Raw genomic sequence first — 21,668 nt, 5'->3', positions numbered from 1 at the left:
CGGTCAGCCTGCCAGGTGGCCCCACCGCGGGGCGAGCTCGTCCCAGGTGCCCTGGGCGACGGCGGCGCCGCCGATCAGCACCACCACCCGGTCGGCCTGGGCGAGCGCGGCCCGCTTCGACGTCGACCCGACCACGGTGACGCCGTGCGCGCGCAGTGCCTGCCACAGCTCCAGCTCGGTCGTCACGTCCAGGGCGGACGAGACGTCGTCGGCGATGAGCAGCTCGGTGCGCGGCGCCAGCGCCCGGGCCAGGGCGAGGCGCTGGAGCTGACCGCCGGACAGCCGGGTGCCCTTGTGCCCGATGACCAGGCCCAGCCCGCCGCCGGCCGCCGCCAGGTCGTGCTCCAGCTGCGCGGTGCTGACGGCGCCGGCCGCGTCGACGGTGTGGCCGAGGGCGATGTTGTCGGCGACGGTGCCGGACAGCACCCGGGGCAGCTGCGCGACGTAGCCGACCTGGCCGGGCCGCAGGAACAGCTCCGGCTCGGTGACCGGCTCGCCGTTCCAGCGCAGCTCTCCCGTGTGGTGCACGATGCCGGCCAGCGCCCGCAGCAGCGAGCTCTTGCCCGCGCCGACCGGCCCGACGACGAGCACGAGCTGGCCGCGCTCGACGGTCAGGTCGATGCCGCCCGCGCCGACCGCGCCGTTCTCGTGCACGGCGGTGAAGCCGCGCAGGTCGAGCCGGCGCAGCGGGTTGCGGGTGGTGACGTCCGGGGCGGGCGCGGTGCCCGCCGAGATGTCCACCCCGGGCACCGGCGCCGAGTACGCCCCGACGCCCGCCATGGACACGGTGCGCCGGGTCCACACCCGCGCCGACGGCAGCTGCGACACCAGCGACGCGGTGGTCCACGCGAACCAGCGCGCCGAGCCGAGCGTCGACACCGCCACCAGGGTGGCCGCCGCGCTCAGGTCGCCCGCCAGGTACAGGCCCCACGCCGCGAGCGGCAGCAGGCCGCTGGCGACGGCCGGGGTGGACCGCGCCCACACCTGCACGGCGATCTCGCGCCGCTGGTGGTCGCTGCGCACCGTGTCGAGGTGGGCCAGGTGGTCGAGCACCGGGCGGGTCGCGCCGGCCAGCTTCACCGTGCGCGCCGCCGACAGCGACGACACCAGGGCGGTGGCGAACGCCGCCCGCGACGCGACCGTGCGCTTCGCGGCGCCGGCCAGCCCCGGCCCGAACACGGTGGCGGCGAGGCCGGACAGCAGCATCGCGCCGAGGAAGAACAGCGCCGGCCAGAACGAGCCCGACACCACCGTCATCGACACGATCACGGTCAGGCAGATGAACTGGTCGATGAGGTTGTCGGCCAGCTGCACCACGCGTTCGGTGTCGCCGCCCTGCGCGACCACCTCGGCGGGGGTGTGCGCGCTGATCCGGCGCGGCCCGGTCTGGCCGTGCACCAGCCGCAGGCTGATCCGCAGCATCTGCCGGACCCACCACTCGGGGAACCACGCGCCGGTGAAGTACATCGCCGGCACCGCCACGACCAGCCCGGCGACGATGCCGGTGGCGGGCAGCCACACGCCGCCCTGCCCGTCGACCAGGTCGGCCCACAGCCACGGCAGCAGCGTGCCGTCGAGCCCGAACAGCATCATGAACGCGAACCAGCAGACCGCGTTCAGGCCGTACCGGGGGTCGTTGACGCCGAGGCGCAGGATCTCCCGCAGCGTGCGGGCCGGGGCGGCCGGCGGCAGCGGCGGCGGGTCGGCGGTCACCGGCGTGCCGTGCCCGGCGGCGACCGGGCCGTCGGCGTCGCGCTCGGCCAGCGCGACGCCGCCGCGCGCGCCCGACCCCGCGGCCACGGGCACCGCGGCGTTGCTGCTGGCCAGCAGCCGGGCGAAGCGCTCGCTCTCGGCCATCGGGCCCGCCTCGACGACCCGGCCGTCGGCGAGCACGACGACCTCGTCGCAGCTCTGCACCGACGACAGCCGGTGCGCGATGACGATGGCGATGCGGCCGCGGACGAGCCGCTCGGTGGCGTGCTGCACCCACAGCTCGGTGACCGGGTCCATCCGGGCGGTGGCCTCGTCGAGGATGACCACCTGCGGGTCGCGCACGAGGATGCGGGCGAACGCGACCAGCTGCTCCTGCCCGGCGGACAGCTTGTGACCGCCGTCGCCGAGCCGGGTCCGCATGCCGTCGGGCAGGCTCGCCACCCAGCCGGCCAGGCCCAGCTCGTGCAGGGCCCGCTCGGCGCGCGACGTCAGCTCCGGGTCGAACAGGGCGACGTTCTCGGCCAGCGTGCCGGCCAGGATCTCGGTGCGCTGGGTGACCACGGCGATCCACCGGCGCAGCGCCTCGACGTCCAGGTCGACGAGGTCGGTGCCGCCGAGCCGCACCGTGCCGCGGGGCACGTCGACGGACCGGGTGAGCACCTTGGCCAGCGTGGACTTGCCGGAGCCGCTGCGCCCGACCAGCGCGTACGAGCGGCCGCGGGCGAACGTCAGGTCGACGTCGTGCAGCGCCGGCGGGCGGGCGGCGTCCTCGCCGTAGCGGAACGTCAGCCCGCGCACGGTGAGGTCGCCGTCGGCGGGCCGGGCGCCGCCGGCGGGTTCCTGGGCGGAGTCGCGCAGCAGCTGCACCCGGCCCCACGCGCCGAGGGCGTACTGCAGCTCGGGCACCATCCGGGTGATCTGCTCGACGGTCATGCCGAAGGCCAGCGCCAGCAGCCACACCGACGTGAGGCGGGCGCCGTCGACGACGCCCGCGGCCAGGGCGAGCACGCCGCCCACCACGACCAGGGCGATGCCGCCGCGGGTGATGCCGCCCGCGGTCGTCATGACCCGCGCCGACATCCGCCACACCCGCCGGCCGCGGCTCAGCACGGCGCTGGCGCGGCGGGCGTACAGGCGCAGCACGTACGGGCGGGCCAGGCTGGTGCGCACGTCGTCCTGGCCGTGGACGGCCTCCTCCATCACGGCGGCCAGGTCGGACCAGGCCTCCTCCTCGGCCATCCGGGCCGGGCCGATCCGCGAGGCCGGTTTGCGCAGGACGGCGACGAGGATCGCGGCGAGCACGAGCATGCCGATGCCGGCCGGCCACCACACGGTGAAGGCGAGCGCGACGCTCAGCACGCCCACCGCGACGGACTGGGCGAGCCGCAGGCACTGGCCGCGCAGCGCGGAGCCGACCTGGTAGACGTCGCCGTCGATGCGGTCGAGCAGCTCGCCGACCGGGGTGCCCTCCAGCGCGGGCAGCGGCTGGCCGAACGCGACCCGGCACAGCCGGCGGCGCACGTCGGCGGCCCAGTCGGCGGTGAGCCGGGCCGCGATGAGGTTGACGGCGACGTCGGTCAGCACGGCCGCGGTGAGGCCCGCGGCGAGCAGCAGGAACAGCGTGGTGGACCGGTCCAGCAGGACGGGCCCGGCGAGCGCGGCGGCGCCGGCCTGACCGGCGGCGCCGAGCACGATCAGTGCCACCACCAGGCCGGTCCGGCGGGGTGACGTTCGCCAGAGGTCGCTGAACAGGCGCATGGTGAGGCCTCCGGGCGGTTGGGGGATGACCCCAGCCTGCCCCCGCGGCGCGGCGGCCTCAACGGGTTTACGGTGCCGCGCTCACCACACCGGCGCGGGCCAGGGCCCGCACACCGACGGCCAGTCGACGCCGGAGAGCACGAAGCCGGTGCCGCAGCGGTGCACCGGCGTGGCGGCCTGCGCCACCCGGGTGGCGGTCACGCCGGTGAACGTCGCCGCGCCCGGGGCCTGCAGCTGCACCGCGTACGTGCCGGCGCCGTCGATCCGCACCCGGGTCAGGCGCAGGCCGGTCACGGCGCCCTCGACGACGTGCACCGCCGCGTACGAACTGTCCACGATGTCCGTGTCGGTGACGTCGATCGTCGCGCCCGCGATCGGCTCGTTCAGGCCGTCGAACCAGAGCGCGCCGACGCCGAAGTCCCAGTTGCGGTCGCCCGCGCCGGCCCGGAGCAGCGTGTTGCGGGCCAGCGTGACCGTGCCGGCGACCGCGGTCGGGCCGCGTACCCCCGGGTACCGGTTGCCGACGTGGATGCCGCCGCCGTTGGTGACCGTGTCCGCCACCACGTTGTCGGCGACGGTGATGTCGCGGCCGCCGTACACCGCGATGTTGTTGGCCAGGATCGGCGCGACGACGGTGTTGCGGGTGAACGCGTTGCCCGCGTTCGGCAGGTCCTGCGCCCACATGGCCAGGCCGTCGTCGCCGGTGTTGCGGACGAACGTGTTCGTGACCGCCGAGTTCGTGACGCCGCGGTGGAAGTTCACGCCGTCGGCGGTCTGGTCGAGGATCCGGCTGTCGCGCAGCGTGAAGTTGTCCGCCGGCCCGTCGAGCCACACGCCGACCTTGGTGTGCTGCAGCCACACGTTCGCGACGACCGAGTCGGTGAGGGAGCCGCCGATGGCGCCGACCGGGGCGTCGTCGACGCGCTCGGTGATCTCGCCGATGATCGCCAGGTCGCGCACGGTGACGCCGCGGCTGGCGGCGCCGTCGGCGGCGAACCGGCCGAAGACGCCCGCCGCCCGGGCGCGGTCGGTGGGGTGCCGGCCGCCGAGGACGGTGTGCCACGGCCCGGCGCCCTGCAGCGTGACGTCGTCGACGACGACGTGGTCGTGCAGCAGGTAGCGGCCGGCGGGCACGTACACCGGCCGGCCCTGCGCCCGGCCCGCGTCGACGGCGGCCTGGAAGCGGGCGGTGGCCTCGGCCCGGCCGGCCGGGTCGGCGCCGAAGTCGGCGACCACGTCGAGGGCGCCCGGCGGCTTCGGCAGCGGGTCGCCCGCCAGCTCGAAGTCGGCCAGGTCCACGGTGACGGGCGTGCCGGCCGCCTCCAGCCGGACCGTGGCGCCGGCCGGGTGGACAGCGCCCAGCAGCGCGCGGGTCTCGTCGTAGAAGTGGTGCGGGGTGCCGTCGGCCGGGACGTTGGTGTGCGGGTGGGGGCCGTAGAACCAGCCGTACCGGGAGGTCAGGTCCAGGGTGGTCACCGACGTGCCGGCGCGGGCCAGCAGCGCGCCGTCGCGGCCCCGGCCGTCCGCGCTGTCCGGGATGCTGTAGCGCACCGTGACGGCGTCGGCGGGGGCGGTCAGGGTGAACTCGACGTACTCGCCGGGGGCGTCGAGGACGACCGCGCGCCGGCCGGACGCCTCCGCGGCCAGGGTGCCGTAGCGGCGGCCGGGGGCCAGCACCGTGCCCGTGGTGGCGGCGTCCTCGGCCTCGTGCTCCACGAACGGGACGGCGGCGCCGCGCCCGGCGACCGTGCCGGCGCTTCCGGCGGACGCCCGCGGCGGGGCGGCCGACCAGGCCGACACCGTGAGGGCGGTGGCGGCCAGCGCGGCGGCGAGGAGACCGGCGAGGCCGGCCCGGCGGCGGTGGGACATCGCCGCACGATACGGGCGCGGCCGCGGGCGCGGCGGCCGCCGGCGGAAGATCTAAGCCAGACTTCAGCCCGGCCAGTCCGGCGACGCGGTCACCGTGCCGTCGCGGGCCACCAGCAGCCCGCTGTAGCCGGGCGGCAGCCCCGCCAGCGAGCCGCGCGCGGCGGCCGCGGTGGCGTGCACATCGGCCCACATCAGCGACGGGCCGCGCACGCTCACCGAGCGCACCGCGGTCGCCGGGCGTCCCGTGTGCGGGTCCACGATGTGCGCGCCGCGGTGCGCGTCGCCGGAGGTGGCGACCGCCCCGGAGCGGACCTCGACCACCCGCAGGATCCGGCCCGGCGCGGCCGGGTCCTCGATGCCGACCCGCCACGGCGGGTGACCGTCCGCATCGGACACCAGCACGTCGCCGCCCGCGTTCAGGCACCAGCCGTGGCCGTCCAGGCCCGCCAGGTGGCCCGCGGCCCGCTCCGCCGCCCAGCCCTTCACCAGGCCGGACGGGTCGAGCCGGGGGCGGCCGGTGCGCGGGTCGGGCAGGCCGCGGGCATCGAACCAGCCGGCCGTGCGCCGCCGCGCCTCGCCGCACAGGTGCAGCACCTCGGGCATCGTGTGGTCGGCGTCGCGCAGGGCCAGCTCGCCGCGCTCCAGCCGGTTCAGCTCGCTGTCGTCGCGGTACGGGCTGAACACCGCGTCGGCGCGCCGCAGCTCTGCGAACAGCCGCGCCACCGCGTCGGCGGCGGCGCCGGGCCGGGGCCCGCGCACGTGCACGCTGACCGGCAGGCCCATCACCTGCTCGACCCAGGCCCTGCGCTCCAGGACGGCGGCGGTCACAGGTTCGCGGCGTCGATCGCGGCCTGCAGGGACTCCCGGTAGCCGCCGCTGGTGGCGGTGGCGCCCGAGACGGTGTCGACGTCGGCGCTCTGCTTGGCGAGCGCGTCCTCCTCGAGGATCGGCAGCGCCCGCGAGTTGATCTCCTCGTGCCGGCCCGAGCCGCTCGGCGCGGTGAGCACGCCGACGTCGGTGATCCGGCCGCCCTCGACGGTGATGCTGACCTGGACGGGGCCCTGCGCGGTCTGGGCCAGCGCGCCCTCGAAGGTCCCGCCGGCGTCGGCGGACTCCTCGCGGCCGCCGCCGTCACCGCCGCCGTCACCGCCCTCGTCGTCGTCCTCGGCGTCGCGGCCCTCGTCCTCGTCGTCCTCGCCCGCCGGCCTCGGCTCCCGGGTCGGGGCGTCGTCGGCGGGGGCGGGCCCGGGGCGGGCCTGGGACGCGTCGACCACGTCGTGCGAGGGGGCCTGGGTGCTGGTGCGGTAGCTGAACAACAACACCAGGGCTCCGACAGTCGACATGAGCCACAGGGTGATCCGGCGCATCGTTCTCCCTTCTCCACCCTCCGGTACGGGTCACCGGCGCGGCCGGTTCACCGTCAGCGGGGGTGGAAACGGGGAGTCACCACGCGAAGCGCTCGGTGTGCAGCCGGTTCGCGGGCACGCCGGCCTCGCGCATCGCCCCGCGCACCGACTCCGTCCAGGCGTCCGGGCCGCACACGTACACATGGTGCCCGGCGACGTCCGGAGCGATGGCCTGCACGGCCTCCAGGTCGCTGTAGTCGCCGTACTCCTGCGGCAGCCACGAGTCGGGCCGGGCGCGCGGGCCGATCAGGTCGACGACGCGCAGGCCGCGGTTCTTCACGAGCCAGTCCAGCTCCTCGGCGAACGCCAGGTCGTCGTCGGTGCGGGCGCGGAACACCAGGGTCGCCTCTCCGGGCCGGTACGGCAGCTCCCACAGCAGCGCCAGCAGCGGCGTGATGCCGATGCCGCAGGCGAACATGGTGACCGGCCCGCCGTCGTACGTCTGGCCGGTGAGCTTGCCGTACGGCCCCTCGATCAGCACCTTCGTGCCCGGCGCCATCGTCGACACCCGGCGGCTGCCGTCGCCCAGCTCCTTCACGGTGATCCGCAGCAGGTCGGCCCGCGGCGGCCCGGACAGCGAGAACGGGTGCGCCCGCGACCACCCCGGCCCGTCGAGGAACCGCCACAGCATGAACTGCCCGGCCCGCGCGGGCAGCCGGTCCAGCTCGCGGCCGCGCAGGTACACCGAGGTCAGCCCCGGCCCCTCCGGCACCACCGACGCCACCTCCAGCCGGTGCCGCAGGCTGCGCCGGATCGGGATGCCGATGCGGCACACCAGCACGGCGCCGGCCGCGAACAGGTACATCCCCCACCAGAACGCCCGCGCCTCGGGCGAGCTGACGAAGTCGGTGCCGGTCCACAGCTGGTGCGGCAGGGCCAGGCCGATGCCGAGGTACGCGTACAGGTGCAGCAGGTGCCACGACTCGTAGCGCAGCTTGCGCCGCGCCGCCCGGATCGAGGTCACGACCACCAGCACCAGGCACGCGGTGGCCGCGGTCGCGAGCAACATGCCCGGGTACGTGGTGACGAGGCTCCAGAACTGCGCCACCGGCCCCTGATCGACGCCGGCCGCGTAGCCGAACGTGATCAGCACGATGTGCGCGAGCATCAGGTTGAACGAGGTGAACCCCGTGACCCGGTGCACCCGGGCGAGGGTGTCCTGGCCGAAGGCGCGCTCCACGAGCGGGATGCGCGCCATCAGCAGCACCTGGATCAGCATGAGCTGGGTGGCGAGCAGCCCGGTGAGCCGCCCGACGGCGGTCAGGTACCCCCCGAACGCGCCCTGGGTCAGGTCGAACGCCCCGCCGTTGCGGATCCACAACGCGACGACGGCGACGAGGCTGAGCCCGCCGGCGAACAGCGCGAACGGGCCCCACCAGCGCGGGGTGGGCGCCGGGCGGCGGAGGGCGGGGGGAGCGCTCTGTGCGGCAGCGGTCACCCGACTACGGTGCCAGACGCTGTTTTACGGCCGCCTTAATTCTTTCTGTGGCCGCCCCGCCGACCGTCCGGAAACCCCTCGCCGGGCGGTTTCGTGTCCACCTCCCGGGTGGTCCGGGCGACCGCGACGGCGCCCGAGTGGCCCGGACGTAGGCCTTCGCCCGTTTAGTCGGTTGAGGCAGTGGGTGCGTGCGGGGAGCCGGCGACGGCCGACCGGGCCCCGAGGCGGCCGCCACCGGGCGGCGGCGCCTCGGCCGGACGGCCCGAAATCGGCGATCGGGTCGATCGCGGTGTGATCCGGATCACTTCGGTGGCGCGATGGGCAGCACGACGGGATCGCCGCCCTCGACGAGCTGCACGACGACCGTCGACGGCTTGGGCTCCTCCTCGCCGGCCAGCAGCTCCTTGCCGGCCAGGGCCAGGTTGAGCGCGAAGTCGGTGGCGAGCAGCACCGCCGCGAACCCGTTGAACGCCTTGGAGCCGCGCAGCCGTTCCAGCCACCGCGGATCGCGGGCCGCGTCGCCGACCGTCTCGTCGACGGCCCGGCGCAGCGGCTCCCCGCCCTGCTGCGGCGCCAGCGTCAGCGCCCGGGCGATCTCCAGCAGGTGGTGCAGGGCCCGCTGCCGGGTCTCGTCGTCCAGGTCGGCCGCCGCCCGCACGTCCGCGATCAGGTCCTGCACCTGCCGGAGCAGCTCGGCGACCGTGTCCGCCGGCAGGGTCGGCTCGCGCGACGTGCGCCGCTGCAGGCCCTCGCACATCTCCAGCGCGTGCAGGCCGGTGTCGCGCAGCGGGCTCAGGAAGAACGCCATGTCCTCCGACAGGTAGCCGAAGTTGGCCACCGTCTCCTCGACCTCGCCGAAGTGGCGCAGCCAGGACCGCCCGTTGTCGTCCAGCCGCGTGATGAATTCCCTGGTGGCGGCCGCGTCGTGCAACAGTGCCGCACCCCGCAGCAGCAGCTCCGCCGATTCCCTTTCCGGGTCGACGCCGAAAATCCGCGCCCAGCCCTCGGCCGCATTCACGTTTCCGGGCAGCGCCCGGGCCCGCGACAACGCCCCCCGCAACCGCCCGGCCGGAGTGTCCACACCGGGCGAATCGGTTTCATGTCCTGCGTCCATGCAACTCCGTTCCGATGAATGCTCACCACCCGTCCGGTGGTCGATGCCGGGCGTGGCGGGACGTTAACGTATACCGGACCCGATCGGCCCACCATCGGCTCACAACGGGGGCGCGCATGTCGTTCGATGCCAGTCAGTCTTCCTATCTCGAATTGCGCGACATCGTCGGCGAGCGGACCCGGCCCCTCGTCGTCGTCCTCGGCTCGCAATTCGTGCCCGACGTGCCGACGTGGCCGGCGCTGCGCGAGGCGCTGGTCGAGCAGGTCGTCCGGAAGGCGGGCTCGTTCGAGCGGCCGGACGCCGTGCACAAGAAGATGGCCGCCGAGCGCATCCTCAAGGAGGCGGACCTCGGCCGGGCGTTCGGCAGCCTGCGCGGGGTGCTCGGCGCCGGCTCGTTCCCGGGGGCCGTGCGGGAGGCCTACGCCGCCGCCGCCACGGTGGAGCTGCCGCGGATCTACAAGCGACTGTGGAGCCTGCCGGTCCGCGGCATGGTCAGCCTCTCCCTCGACCGGCTCGTCACCCGGGCGTACCTCGCCCAGTCGCGCAGCGACCTGCCGCCGCACGAGTACTCCGGCCGGCGGCAGATCGCCCAGGTGTCCTGGGGTCAGCGCCGCGAGTTCGTGGTCAACTTCCACGGCCAGTTCGAGGACGCCGCCAGCTGGACGTTCGAGCGCGAGCACGTCGACGCCGCGCTGCGCGACAGCAGGGTCCAGGACTTCCTCAAGATCCTGGTGCAGGCCAACGCCCTGCTGTTCGTCGGCGTCACGGACGACGACCTGCAGGTCTGCGGCCTGTTCGACTGGCTGGAGCGCAAGCGGCTCAACGTGCCCGGCCACTACTGGCTCACCCCGTCGCGCGACGTGGGCACCGACGACCGCGGCGAGAAGCTCAACATCAAGGTGATCCGGTACCACAGCCCGGGCGACGTCGACGAGATGATCGACGCGCTGCTGGAGTTCGTGCCGCGCGACGACGTGGACCTCCCGCGCGTCACGCTCAACCGGCCCAGCGAGACGCCGGAGTCGCTGCCCCCGGCGGAGGAGATGGCCGCCTGGGGCGCCGACGAGATCCGCAGTGTCCTCAACGAACACGCCAGCCGGCTGCTCGACCCCGCCAACCCGAAGGGCTACGACGAGTACGACGACTTCTCCCGCCGCTACGACGAGGCCATCTACCGGGCGTGGTACACGAGCACGACGCCGCCGCGCAACGTCCTGCTCGGCTACACGCTGCGCGAGGACGTGGCGCGCGGCGCGTTCGGGCGGGTCTTCAAGGCGGCCGCCCCCGACGGCCAGGAGGTGGCGGTGAAGGTGCTCCTGGAGGAGATCCGGACGAAGCCCGATTCGCTGCAGGGATTCCGCCGCGGGGTGCGGTCGATGCGCATTCTGCAGCAGTACCACGCCGACGGGATGGTGCGTTTCCTGGAGGCCTCCGAGATCCCCGCCTTCGTCGCGATGGAATGGATCGAGGGCCCCAATCTCGCCGAGGCCACCCAGTCGGGTTACCTGACCGGCTGGCAGCAGATACTCGAGATCTCCGTCCGGCTCAGCGAGATCATCCGGCGCGCCCACGCGCTGCCCGAACGGGTGCTGCACCGCGACCTGCGCCCGGCCAACGTGATGCTGCGCAATTTCTACGCCGATCCCGACACGGTCGACGTGGTCGTCCTCGATTTCGACCTCTCCTGGCACCGCGGCGCCGTCGAGAATTCGGTGATGCATTCCTCGGCGGCCGGTTATCTGGCGCCCGAACAGGTGGTCCGGATCCCGAACGCCTCGACCCGCAACGCCGCCGTCGACTCGTTCGGGCTGGGCATGACGCTGTTCTCGCTCGTCAGCGGCCGCGATCCCGTGCCGGGGGAGCACGGTCACAGGGACTGGCCGGAGACGGTCCGGATCGCCGCGGAGCGGCTCGTGGACGACGTGTCCTGGCGTTCCCTGCCGGCCCGCTTCGCCCGCGTCATCGACGCCGCGACGAAGACGAAGCAGAGCAGCCGCTGGGACATGTCGCAGGTGCACACGGAGCTCGACCGGCTGCTGAAGGCCCTCACCGCGCCGTCGGCGGTCGGCGACGCCGACCTGCTCGCCGAGGAGGTGGCGAGCAGGTCGGACGCGCTGCGCAGCTACGAGTGGGACGAGGACCGCACCCGCGTCGTCGTGCACCGCCGCACCGGCATGAACCTGCTGCTCGCCGGCGACCAGCCCGCCGCCAAACTGGTGCTGACCATCGAGTGGTCCGACACCGGCACCGCCGAGCGCAAGAGCCTCGGCAAGTACGTGCTGCCGGCCGCCAAGCAGGCCGTCGACATCCTCAAGAAGGGCGGCTGGACCTCCACCGCCCGGCAGCAGAACATCTCCGCCCACTCGGTGCGCATCGTCGCGGAGTTCGCGCTGGGACCGGCCGGCAACCAGCCGACCGCGCTCGCCGCCACCATCGACGCGGTGGACCGGCACTTCCAGTTCGACTAGCGGGCGGTCACGACCCGCGGCCGGGCACCGGGGTCAGGGTGTCCGGGGCCGGCGGCGGTGTCGTCGCCGGCGGCGCCGTGCGGGCCGTCTCGGCGAGGCCGACGCCCGCCAGGACGAGCAGGCCGCCCACCAACTGGGCCGAATTCAGCGCTTCGCCCGCCCCGAGCGTGATCCACGCCACAGTGGCCGCCAGGACCGGTTCCATCATGCCGATGATGCCCACGCTGGTGGCCGGCAGGTGCCGCAGCGACGCCGCCAGCAGCAGGTACGGCACGATCGAGCCGAGCACCACCACGTACGCGCAGAGCAGCACCGTGCGCGGTTCGGCCAGCGGCTCCCAGCCGCCCGTGCCCGCCGTCACCGCCCGGGTCAGCAGGCCCGCCACCGCCGACGCCCCGAACGCCCACGTGCACAGCGACAGGGTGTCGCGCCGCTCGACGCCGCGCGCGCCCAGCACGTAGTACAGCGCCAGCAGCACCGCCGCGCCCAGGCCCGCGGCCACACCCACGCCGTCGAGACGCAGCTCGCCCCACACCTCGGCGACGCACGCCAGGCCGGCCAGGCTCAGCGCCAGGCCCGCCCACAGCCGCGGCTTCACCCGGTGCCGCTGGCCGAACCGGGCCCACAGGGCCACCAGCAGCGGCGCCGTGTACTCGAACAGCAGGGCGATGCCGACCGGCATCCGGCTGATCGCCACGAAGTACAGCATCGGGACGAGGAAGAAGCCGCAGAGCCCGTACGCCAGCAGCAGCGGCACCTCGTGGCGGGTGACCCGCAGGTTCCGCACGCCGCCGCGCACGACGAGGCTGATGAGCAGCAGGCCGGTGAACGCGCCGGCCGCGCGCAGGAGGGTGAGCTGGGGCGCGTCGAAGCCGGCGCGCAGCACGAGCTTGGAGACCGTGCCGTTGACGGCGAACAGCACGCTGCCGGCGAGCACCATCGCCACGCCCAGCAGGGGGCGGCGGTGCGTCATGCGGTGGCCTTCTCGCTCGCCTCCCAGAGGGCGGCCGCGCGGGCCGGGTCGGCCGCGTGCGGGTCGGGCGTGGTGGCGGTGCGGCCCACGTAGTAGCCGCCCTGCACCAGCCGGTCCGGCGCGACCGTGGCCAGCCACACCAGCAGCTCGCCGGCCGCCTCCGGGGTGGTCAGGCCGGGCGCCCAGCGGTAGAAGAACCGGGTCAGCGCGCCCGTGCCGAAGTTGCTGCGCACCACGCCCGGGTGGAACGACACCGACAGGACGTCCGGCCACCGGCGGGCCGCCTCGGCCGCGAACAGGATGTTGGCGGCCTTGCTCTCGCCGTACACCTTCCAGGTGTTGTAGCGGCCCGCCGCGCCGACGAGGTCGGCCGGGTCGAGGCCCGCGCCCATGCGGTGGGCGCGCGACGCGGTGGTGACCACGCGGCCGCCGGCCAGCCGCTCGCGCAGCAGGCGGGTGAGCAGGAACGGCGCCAGGTGGTTGCTCTGCACGGTGGCCTCGAGGCCGTCGTCGGTGACGCGGTGCGCCGGCACCATGCCGCCGGCGTTGTTCGCCAGGACGTCGATCCTCGGGTACGTGCTCAGCAGGTGCTCGGCGAGCGCCCGCACGTCGGCGAGCCGCTCGAAGTCGGCGCGGAACCGGCCCGGCTCGCGGCCGCCGCCGGCGCGCTCGACCCGGCGGGCCGCCTCGTCCAGCCGGCCCGGCGTGCGGCCCACCAGGACCACGGTGTCGCCGGCGCGGGCGAACTGCTCGGCCGCGGCCAGGCCCACCCCGGAACTGGCCCCGGTCACGACGACGGTGCGCTCGCTCACGCCGTACCCCCTCTGATCTGTGCCTCGCTGCGACGCTACCCGCCGCGAGTGCTTGCTTTTTTGTCGGACCCGCGGTGTAGTCTTCTTCGTAGTTAGAACGAGTGTTCGATTGAGTCGAACGTTCGTGCTAGCGGCCCGGCGGGCGGCGATTCGCGGCGCAGCCAGCCGGGGCAGTGCGGTTTCGCGAGCCGCACGACCCAGGGTTCCGGGCTTTCGCGGGTCCGGCGCCCACAGGCAGGATCACCGGCCGCCGCCCTCGACCCCCGGGCGGCGGCCGGTGGCCCCGCCGGCAGGCCGGCCGGGCGTGGTGTGGGGAAGCTTCACGCCCGGCCGGTGCCGCCGGCGTCCACAGGTTTCGCTTCGCGGAGGAGAAGGTCCCATGACGAGCGCGACGGTCCCGACCGACCCGGCGATCACCGTGCCGGCCCACATGCTGCCGCACCGCACCCCCGCCCAGCTGCTCACGATCGCCCGCCGCGGCCTCGCCGAGGCGGCCCGCACCCGCGCCGACGGCCAGCGCTACGCCACCGCCCACCTGGCGGCCCTGCGCGCCGCCGCCGCGGTCCTCGCCGTCCGCGCCCGGCCCGCCGCCCCGGCGTCGCGCCGCGGCCCCCGCGCCACCAGCGTGTGGTCCCTGCTCGTCCTCGTCGCCCCCGAGCTGGGCGAGTGGGCCACCTACTTCGCCCTCGGCGCGCACAAGCGGGCCGCCGCCGAGGCCGGCATCCCGCGCGTCGTCAGCGCCCGCGACGCCGACGACCTGCTCCGCGCCGCCGGGCACTTCCTGCTCGTCGTCGAGGCCACCCTCGGCATCGCGCACCAGCCCGCCCTCGACGACCCCGCCCCCTTCGACGACCTGGCCGCCTGACCCCCCAGGCGCCGCCCCGCACCACCTGAGCACCACACCCATCCACCTACTCACGGCACGGCACAATCGGGGGCGCGACATGGCGGGACGCATGAGCACCAACGCCGCCGCCCTCGCCGAGCTGATCCGCCCCGCGAGCGGCACCGCCGACCCCGGCATCCACCGCATCCTGCCCGTCCTGCCCGAACTCGGCGGCCTGCTGCCCGGCCGGGGCCTGCGCCGCGGCAGCACCGTCGCCATCGCCGGCGGCCACCCCGGCGCCGCCGGCGGCCACACCAGCCTCATGCTCGCCCTGCTCGCCGCCGCCTCCCAGGCCGGCTCGTGGTGCGCCGTCGCCGGCCTGCCCGCCCTCGGCGTGCTCGCCGCCGCCGAACTCGGCATCGCCCTCGACCGGCTCGCGCTCGTCCCGCACCCCGGCCCCGAATGGCCCACCGTCGTCGCCGCCCTGCTCGACGGCGTCGACGTGGTCGTCGTCGCCGTCCCCGGCGGGGTCTCCGCCGCCGTCACCGCCCGGCTCGCCGCCCGCGCCCGCCAGCGCGGCGCCGTGCTCGTCCCGTACGGGCCGTGGACCGGCGCCGACGTCACCCTCCAGATCAGCCACGGCGCCTGGGAGGGCCTCGGCCGCGGCCGGGGCCGGCTGCGCCGCCGCCGCGTGACCGTCGCCGCCAGCGGCCGCGGCGCCGCCGCCCGCGGCAAGGAACTCACCGTCTGGCTGCCCGCCGCCCGCCCCGGCCACCGCGCCGTCCCGGCCGGCGCCCCCGCGACCGCCCGCGTCGCCGCGGCCCCTCCCGCGGCCCCTCCCGCGGCTGCCGCCGCCCCCGCGGCCGCCGCTTCCGCCGGGGCCGCGGGGGACAGTTCGTGACCCGGCCGCCGCGCGACGCGCACCGCACCATGCTGCTGTGGTGCCCCGACTGGCCCGTCGTCGCCGCCGAGATCGTCGACGGGGTGCCCGCCGGCGCCCCCGTCGCCGTGCTGCACGCCAACCGGGTGCACGCCTGCTCCGAGGCCGCCCGCGCCGAGGGGGTCCGCCGCGGGCTGCGCCGGCGCGAGGCGCAGAGCCGCTGCCCCGGCCTCGTCGTCGTCGACCACGACCCCGGCCGCGACGCCCGCGCGTTCGAACCCGTCGTCGCCGCCGTCGAACAGGTCGCCGCCGGCGTCGAGGTGGTCCGCCCCGGCGCCTGCGCCGTCGCCGCCCGCGGCCCCGCCCGCTACTTCGGCGGCGAGGAGGCCGCCGCCGAACGCATCGTCGAACAGGTCGCCCAGGCGTGCGCCGTCGAGAGCCAGCTCGGCATCGCCGACGGCGTCTTCGCCGCCGGGCTCGCCGCCCGCACCGGCCGCATCGTCGCCCCCGGCGGCACCCGCGAGTTCCTCGCCGGCATCGGCGTCGAAGCCCTCGACCGCCCCGACCTCGCCGACCTGCTGCGCCGCCTCGGCCTGAGCACCCTCGGCGACTTCGCCGCCCTGCCCCCGGGCGACGTCCTCACCCGCTTCGGCTTCGACGGCGCCCTGGCGTACCGCCTCGCCGCCGGCGCCGACCACCGCCCCCTCGCCGTCCGCCGCCCACCCCCGGACCTCGAGGTCACCGAAACCTACGACGACCACCTGGAACGCGTCGACGTCGCCGCCTTCGCCGGCCGCGCCCTCGCCGAACGCCTCCACGACCGCCTCGCCGCCCACGGCCTCGCCTGCACCCGCCTCGGCATCGAGGCCGTCACCGCCGACGGCCAGGAACTGCACCGCCTGTGGCGCCACGACGGCATGCTCACCGCCGCCGCCATCGCCGAACGCGTCCGCTGGCAACTCGACGGCTGGCTCTCCGGCACCCACCGCACCGGCCCCGCCGGCCGCCCCACCGCCGGCCTCGTCCGCCTGCGCCTCGTCCCCGACGGCGTCATCGTCCACCTCGGACTCCAACCCGGCCTGTGGGGCGACGCGGGCGCCGAACGCGACCGCGCGCACCGCGCCCTCAGCCGCATCCAGGGCCTCCTCGGCCCGGAAGCGGTGGTGACCCCGGTCCTGGGCGGCGGCCGCTCGGCCGCGGACCAGGTCCAGCTGATCCCCTGGGGCGACGAACGCACCCCCGCCCGCCCGGGCCCGCCGCTCGCACCGTCCACGGTGGAGGAGCTGCCCTTCGGCGGTCCGGCGCCGGCCGCCGAGGTTGACCCGGGGGCCGCGGCGCCGCGCCGGGGTGGCCGGGGGTTGGCCGCGGTCCCGGACCACGATCCCTGGTCGAACCTTCAGTCGTCGTCCGGGGCCGCGACACGGTCCGGGCCTGGCTGGGGGACGGGTCAGGGGTCCGCTCAGGTCCGGGAGCTGCGGCCGGGACCGGGGGTGCGGAAGGACATCGCGCCGGTGGGTGAGCGTGTCGCCGACCCGGCGGTGGCCCCCGTGCGCAACCTCCGGGCCGTGCCCGACCTCGACGATTCTGACCCGATCCCCGGACCGACCTCGGGACCTGGACCGACCTCCGGGCCCGAACCCACCTTCGGACCTGGACCGACCCTCGGACCTGGACCGACCCTCGGACCTGGACCCACCTCCGGGCCCGGACCCACCTTCGGACCTGGACCGACCCTCGGACCTGGACCCACCTCCGGACCTGCACCCACTCCCGGACCCGGCCTTGACCGCGAATCTGACGTCCGCTCCGGACCTCACCCCGCCCCCGCCTCCAGCCCGAAGCTCGGCTTCGCCCCCGAGCCCGATGGCGAACCCGAGCCCGGCCCCGACCTTGCCCCCCGATCTGGCCTCAACCCCCCAACCGGTCCCGGCTCCGGTCCATCACCGGAGCCCACGCCCGGGTCCGGGCCCGCGGTCGTGCCCCCGGCGGCCGGGGAGCCGGTGGCCGGGAAGGCGGTGGTGCGGCGAGGAAGGGGCACCGTGGCGCGCCGGGTGCGGGATCCCACCGCCGGGCTGCCGCCGTGGCCCGGGCGGTTGCCGGAGCCGGCGCCCGCCGTGGTGTTGCCGCAGCCGTTGCCGGCGGTGGTGCGGGATGCCGGTGGGGAGGTGGTGCAGGTCAGTGCGCGGCTGGAGGTGACCGGGGAGCCGGCGGTGCTGGTCGTGGACCGGACGCCGGCGGTGCCGATCGTCGGGTGGGCCGGGCCGTGGCCGGTGGACGAGCGGTGGTGGGCGCCGGGGGAGGCGCGGCGGCGGGCGCGGTTCCAGGCCGGGCTGGCCGATGGGCGGGCGGTGCTGTTGTTCCTGGCGGCGGGGGAGTGGGCGGTGGAGGCCGTCTACGACTGAGGAAGGAAGGAGGGAGGGGGCGTGGGGTTTCACAACCCGAAGGTGCCGTGGTCGGAACTCGAGCGCACCCTCTCGGGCGACCGGGCGGAGAAGGTGATCGTCGACCCGCTCGCCGCGGACGGGGACGGCGGGGACTCGCCGGCGTGGTCGCGTAAGCGGGAGCGCTACGAGGCGCCCGCGCTGGTGCGGCCGGACCGGAGTGTGCCGTACGCGGAGCTGCACTGTCACACGAACTTCAGTTTCCTCGACGGCGCCAGCCACCCGGAGGAGCTGGCGGAGGAGGCGGCGCGGCTGGGGCTGACGGCGCTGGCGGTGACGGACCACGACGGCATGTACGGGGTGGTGCGGTTCGCGGAGGCGGCGCGGGAGCTGGCGTTGCCGACGGTGCTGGGGGCGGAGTTGTCGCTGGGGCTCACCGCGCCGCAGAACGGGGTCCCGGACCCGGAGGGGGAGCACCTGCTGGTGCTGGCGCACGGCCACGAGGGGTACGCGCGGGTGGCGCGCACGGTGTCGCAGGCGCAGCTGCGGGGCGGGGAGAAGGGCCGGCCGGACTACGACGGGATCGAGGCGGTGGCGGGGATCCTGCGCGACCACGTGCTGGTGCTGACGGGGTGCCGCAAGGGCTCGGTGCCGCGGGCGCTGGCGGCGGGGGGTGTGGCGGCGGCGGGGCGGGAGCTGGACCGGCTGGTGGCGTTGTTCGGGCGGGAGAACGTGGCGGTGGAGCTGAGCGACCACGGGCACCCGTTCGACGAGGACCGTAACGACGCGCTGGCGGGGATCGCCGCGCGGTACGGGGTGCCGACGGTGGCGACGAACAACGTCCACTATGCGGCGCCGGGGCGGCGGCGGCTGGCGACGGCGGTGGCGGCGGTGCGGGCGCGGCGCAGCCTGGACGAGATCGACGGGTGGTTGCCGGCGGCGGGGACGGCGCACCTGCGCAGCGGGGCGGAGATGGCGCGCCGGTTCGCCGCGTACCCGGGGGCGGTGGAGCGGGCCGCCGAGTACGGCGAGGGGCTGGCGTTCGACCTGGAGCTGGTGGCGCCGAAGCTGCCGGACTTCCCGATCCCGGAGCCGGGGCACACGGAGATGAGCTGGTTGCGCAAGCTCACCTACGACGGGGCGCGGGAGCGGTACGGGCCGCGCCAGGCGCACCCGCGGGCGTACCGGCAGATCGATCACGAGCTGGACATGATCGAGCGGCTGGGGTTCCCGGGTTACTTCCTGGTGGTGTGGGAGATCGTGGACTTCTGCCGGCGGAACCGCATCTACTGCCAGGGGCGCGGGTCGGCGGCGAACTCGGCGGTCTGTTACGCGCTGCGGATCACCAATGTGGACGCGGTGGAGTACGGGCTGCTGTTCGAGCGGTTCCTGGCGCCGGAGCGTGACGGCCCGCCGGACATCGACGTGGACATCGAGTCGGACCGGCGGGAGGAGGTCATCCAGCACGTGTACGAGCGCTACGGCCGGGAGCACACGGCGCAGGTGGCGAACGTGATCTCGTACCGGCCGCGGTCGGCGGTGCGGGACATGGCGAAGGCGTTCGGGTTCTCGCCGGGGCAGCAGGACGCGTGGAGCAAGCAGATCGACCGCTGGGGCAGCGTGGCGGCGGTGGACGTGGCGGAGATCCCGGAGCAGGTGGTGCAGTTCGCGAACGAGCTGCAGACGTTCCCGCGGCACCTGGGCATCCACTCGGGCGGCATGGTGATCTGCGACCGGCCGGTGATCGAGGTGTGCCCGGTGGAGTGGGGGCGGATGCCGGGCCGCACGGTGCTGCAGTGGGACAAGGACGACTGCGCGGCGGTCAACCTGGTGAAGTTCGACCTGCTGGGGCTGGGCATGCTGTCGGCGCTGCACTACGCGTACGACATGATCTGCTCGGAGCTGGACTTCTCGAACCTGCGCCTGGACGACGCCGAGGTGTACGCGATGCTGTGCCGCGCGGACTCGGTGGGCGTGTTCCAGGTGGAGAGCCGGGCGCAGATGGCGACGCTGCCGCGGTTGCGGCCGCGCGAGTTCTACGACCTGGTGGTCGAGGTGGCGCTGATCCGCCCGGGGCCGATCCAGGGCGGTTCGGTGCACCCGTACATCCGGCGCCGCAACGGCCGCGAGGAGCCGAGCGTGCCGCATCCGAGCATGGCGAACGCGCTGCACAAGACGCTGGGGGTGCCGCTGTTCCAGGAGCAGCTGATGCAGCTGGCGATCGACGTGGCCGGGTTCAGCCCGGCGGAGGCGGACGAGCTGCGCCGGGCGATGGGGTCGAAGCGGTCCGCGGAGCGCATGGCCCGGATCAAGGACCGGCTGTACGAGGGGATGGCGGCCAAGGGCATCACGGGCGGGCTGGCCGACGACCTGTACCTGAAGCTGTCGTCGTTCGCCAGCTACGGCTTCCCGGAGAGCCACGCGATCAGTTTCGCGTACCTGGTGTACGCGAGCGCCTGGCTGAAGCGGTACCACCCGGCGGCGTTCTGCGCGGCGCTGCTGAACGCGCAGCCGATGGGGTTCTACTCGCCGCAGTCGCTGGTGGACGACGCCCGCCGGCACGGGGTGGAGGTGCGCCGCCCGGACGTCAACGCGAGCGGCGCGGCGGCCGTCCTGGAGACGACGGCGGCGACGCGGTGGGCGAGCCTGCCGGGGGAGCCGCCGCACGCGTGGGGGCTGGGCGGCCCGGTGGTGCGGCTGGGCCTGAGCAGCGTGCGCACCCTGGGCGACGACCTGGCGCGGCGGATCGAGGACGAGCGGGCGGCCGGCGGGCCGTACACGGGCATGACGGACCTGGCGCGGCGCGTGGGTCTCACGACCGCGCACCTGGAGGCGCTGGCGACGGCGGACGCCTTCGCCTGTTTCGGGCTGAGCCGCCGGGAGGCGCTGTGGGCGGCGGGCGCGGCGGCGCAGGACAAGCCGGACCGGCTGGCGGGCACGGTGACGGGCACGTCGGCGCCGGCCCTGCCCGGCATGGAGGAGGTGGACCGCCTGGTGGCGGACGTGTGGGCGACGGGCCTGTCGCCCGACGACCACCCGGCGCGCCACCTGCGGGCGCAGTTCGACGCGGTGGAGGCGGTGCCGATCGCGCGGCTGGCGCGGGTGGAGGCGGGGCGGCGCATCCGGGTCGGCGGCATCGTGACGCACCGGCAGCGCCCGGCGACGGCGGGCGGGGTGACGTTCATCAACCTGGAGGACGAGACGGGGATGCTGAACGTGACCTGTTCGCCGGGGCTGTGGGAGAGGTACCGGCGGGTGGCGAAGACGAGCGCGGCGCTGGTGGTGCGGGGCCGGCTGGAACGCGCGGAGGGCGTGATCAACCTGGTGGCGGACCGGTTGGAGGCGGCGACCCCGCCGATCAGCCCGCGGTCGCGCGACTTCCGCTGACCGGCGCGGCCGGTGGCAGCAGCGCGTCGGCCATGGTGGTCGCCAGCCACTCCTCGTAGCGCTGCAGGCTCCAGCCGCGGCGGCGCACGAACCGGTCGGCGAGCTCGGGGGCGGTGAGCGCCCACAGCACGTCGGCGGCCTCGGCGACGCTCAGGCCGGGGCGCAGCCCGAACCGGCCGGCGACGTGCGCCGCCATGGCGGCGGTGCCGCGGGCCCGTTCGCCCTCGACGGTGTCGGCGAACGCGCGCAGCGCCGGGTCGGGCCCGCCCGCGTAGACGACGGGGACGAGCGGGCCGACCCGGCGGTACATGCCGCCGCCGATGGCGGCGTACCGGGTGAGGCAGTCGCGGCCGTCGGTGGCGGCGAGCATCGCCCGGAACGCGGGGCGCTCGATCATGGGGACGGGTTCGTCGTCGCCGGCGAGCAGCACGTCGTACACCGTCTTGAGCAGCGCGGCCTTGCCGCCGACGACGTTGTAGACGGTCTGCGGGCTGACCTTCGCCCGGTGGGCGACGGCCTCGATGGTGGTGCCGGCGTAGCCGCGGCGCAGGAACAGGTCGCGGGCCGCGGTGAGCACCCGGTGCCGGGTGGCCCGGACCTGTTCCGCGCGCGGCGCGCCGGCGGGCGGTGCCGCGGTCATGCG

13 protein-coding genes and 2 pseudogenes are annotated in these 21,668 nt (G+C 75.5%); 6 read left to right on the top strand and 9 right to left on the bottom strand.

From position 1 onward, the window contains the following. Positions 1 to 3: 3 nt before the first annotated feature. The 6 genes from Sya03_RS13960 to Sya03_RS13935 all read right to left on the bottom strand — a co-directional run bounded on the left by Sya03_RS13960 (position 4) and on the right by Sya03_RS13935 (position 9,202). Positions 4 to 3,471, bottom strand: coding sequence for an ATP-binding cassette domain-containing protein (locus Sya03_RS13960; RefSeq protein WP_203938700.1), 3,468 nt, complete (start codon positions 3,469 to 3,471; stop codon positions 4 to 6). A gap of 81 nt (positions 3,472 to 3,552) precedes the next feature. After that, the gene (locus tag Sya03_RS31545; RefSeq protein ID WP_203938699.1) at positions 3,553 to 5,340 is read right to left on the bottom strand and encodes a glycosyl hydrolase family 28-related protein; all 1,788 of its coding nucleotides are present in this window, start codon (positions 5,338 to 5,340) and stop codon (positions 3,553 to 3,555) included. Between the two features lie 63 nt (positions 5,341 to 5,403). Next, positions 5,404 to 6,168 carry an FAD:protein FMN transferase gene (locus tag Sya03_RS13950; protein WP_203938698.1) on the bottom strand — a complete coding sequence of 255 codons (765 nt, stop codon included), beginning with the start codon at positions 6,166 to 6,168 and terminating at the stop codon, positions 5,404 to 5,406. After that, positions 6,165 to 6,683, bottom strand: a complete 519-nt coding sequence (locus Sya03_RS13945; protein ID WP_239107476.1) for an FMN-binding protein — start codon at positions 6,681 to 6,683, stop codon at positions 6,165 to 6,167. Before Sya03_RS13945 ends, Sya03_RS13950 begins: the two co-directional genes overlap by 4 nt. Positions 6,684 to 6,783: 100 nt before the next feature. Continuing rightward, a complete protein-coding gene (locus Sya03_RS13940; RefSeq protein WP_203938696.1) occupies positions 6,784 to 8,184 on the bottom strand; it encodes a ferredoxin reductase family protein in 1,401 nt (466 codons plus the stop codon). 301 nt (positions 8,185 to 8,485) lie between these two features. Continuing rightward, the gene (locus tag Sya03_RS13935) at positions 8,486 to 9,202 is read right to left on the bottom strand and encodes a hypothetical protein (protein ID WP_203938695.1); all 717 of its coding nucleotides are present in this window, start codon (positions 9,200 to 9,202) and stop codon (positions 8,486 to 8,488) included. A 248-nt stretch (positions 9,203 to 9,450) separates the two neighbouring features. On the opposite strand from Sya03_RS13935, the gene Sya03_RS13930 reads away from it, so the two are divergent. After that, a complete protein-coding gene (locus Sya03_RS13930; RefSeq protein WP_203938694.1) occupies positions 9,451 to 11,766 on the top strand; it encodes a protein kinase domain-containing protein in 2,316 nt (771 codons plus the stop codon). Between the two features lie 7 nt (positions 11,767 to 11,773). Here Sya03_RS13930 and Sya03_RS13925 read toward each other — a convergent pair whose 3' ends face one another. Then, positions 11,774 to 12,739 (bottom strand): EamA family transporter, encoded by a 966-nt coding sequence (locus tag Sya03_RS13925; RefSeq protein ID WP_203938693.1) that lies wholly within the window; start codon positions 12,737 to 12,739, stop codon positions 11,774 to 11,776. Further along, positions 12,736 to 13,551 (bottom strand): SDR family NAD(P)-dependent oxidoreductase, encoded by an 816-nt coding sequence (locus Sya03_RS13920; RefSeq protein ID WP_203938692.1) that lies wholly within the window; start codon positions 13,549 to 13,551, stop codon positions 12,736 to 12,738. The genes Sya03_RS13925 and Sya03_RS13920 overlap by 4 nt, the downstream gene beginning before the upstream one ends. Positions 13,552 to 13,930: 379 nt before the next feature. On the opposite strand from Sya03_RS13920, the gene Sya03_RS13915 reads away from it, so the two are divergent. The 5 genes and pseudogenes from Sya03_RS13915 (at position 13,931) to Sya03_RS13895 (ending at position 21,025) form a co-directional block, all read left to right on the top strand. After that, positions 13,931 to 14,416, top strand: coding sequence for an SAV_6107 family HEPN domain-containing protein (locus Sya03_RS13915; RefSeq protein WP_203938691.1), 486 nt, complete (start codon positions 13,931 to 13,933; stop codon positions 14,414 to 14,416). 79 nt (positions 14,417 to 14,495) lie between these two features. Beyond that, positions 14,496 to 15,278 (top strand): DnaE2-dependent mutagenesis accessory factor ImuA', encoded by a 783-nt coding sequence (gene imuA', locus Sya03_RS13910; protein WP_239107474.1) that lies wholly within the window; start codon positions 14,496 to 14,498, stop codon positions 15,276 to 15,278. A 29-nt stretch (positions 15,279 to 15,307) separates the two neighbouring features. Further along, a pseudogene (locus tag Sya03_RS31845) lies at positions 15,308 to 16,600 on the top strand (DNA polymerase Y family protein); the annotation flags it as partial. Between the two features lie 726 nt (positions 16,601 to 17,326). Then, positions 17,327 to 17,659: pseudogene (locus Sya03_RS31960) on the top strand (DNA polymerase Y family protein); the annotation flags it as partial. Positions 17,660 to 17,680: 21 nt separating this feature from the next. Then, positions 17,681 to 21,025 (top strand): error-prone DNA polymerase, encoded by a 3,345-nt coding sequence (locus tag Sya03_RS13895; RefSeq protein ID WP_203938690.1) that lies wholly within the window; start codon positions 17,681 to 17,683, stop codon positions 21,023 to 21,025. Here the strand turns inward: Sya03_RS13895 and Sya03_RS13890 are convergent. Then, complete coding sequence (locus tag Sya03_RS13890) at positions 20,997 to 21,665, bottom strand: TetR/AcrR family transcriptional regulator (protein ID WP_203938689.1); 669 nt, start codon at positions 21,663 to 21,665, stop codon at positions 20,997 to 20,999. The two genes, Sya03_RS13895 and Sya03_RS13890, sit on opposite strands and share 29 nt — an antisense overlap. Positions 21,666 to 21,668: the final 3 nt, after the last annotated feature.

It is taken from the genome of Spirilliplanes yamanashiensis, assembly GCF_016863475.1.
GTDB lineage: Bacteria > Actinomycetota > Actinomycetes > Mycobacteriales > Micromonosporaceae > Spirilliplanes > Spirilliplanes yamanashiensis.
The sequence above is the reverse complement of the archived record's forward strand: the minus strand, read 5'-3'. Positions and strand labels throughout refer to the sequence as shown.

Excerpts from the sequence above, each read along its gene's own strand:
- Sya03_RS13960 (WP_203938700.1), bottom strand. The coding sequence starts at position 3,471 with ATGCGCCTGTTCAGCGACCTCTGGCGAACGTCACCCCGCCGGACCGGC.
- Sya03_RS31545 (WP_203938699.1), bottom strand. The coding sequence starts at position 5,340 with ATGTCCCACCGCCGCCGGGCCGGCCTCGCCGGTCTCCTCGCCGCCGCG.
- Sya03_RS13945 (WP_239107476.1), bottom strand. The coding sequence starts at position 6,683 with ATGTCGACTGTCGGAGCCCTGGTGTTGTTGTTCAGCTACCGCACCAGC.
- Sya03_RS13925 (WP_203938693.1), bottom strand. The coding sequence starts at position 12,739 with ATGACGCACCGCCGCCCCCTGCTGGGCGTGGCGATGGTGCTCGCCGGC.
- Sya03_RS13915 (WP_203938691.1), top strand. The coding sequence starts at position 13,931 with ATGACGAGCGCGACGGTCCCGACCGACCCGGCGATCACCGTGCCGGCC.
- imuA' (WP_239107474.1), top strand. The coding sequence starts at position 14,496 with ATGGCGGGACGCATGAGCACCAACGCCGCCGCCCTCGCCGAGCTGATC.
- Sya03_RS13890 (WP_203938689.1), bottom strand. The coding sequence starts at position 21,665 with ATGACCGCGGCACCGCCCGCCGGCGCGCCGCGCGCGGAACAGGTCCGG.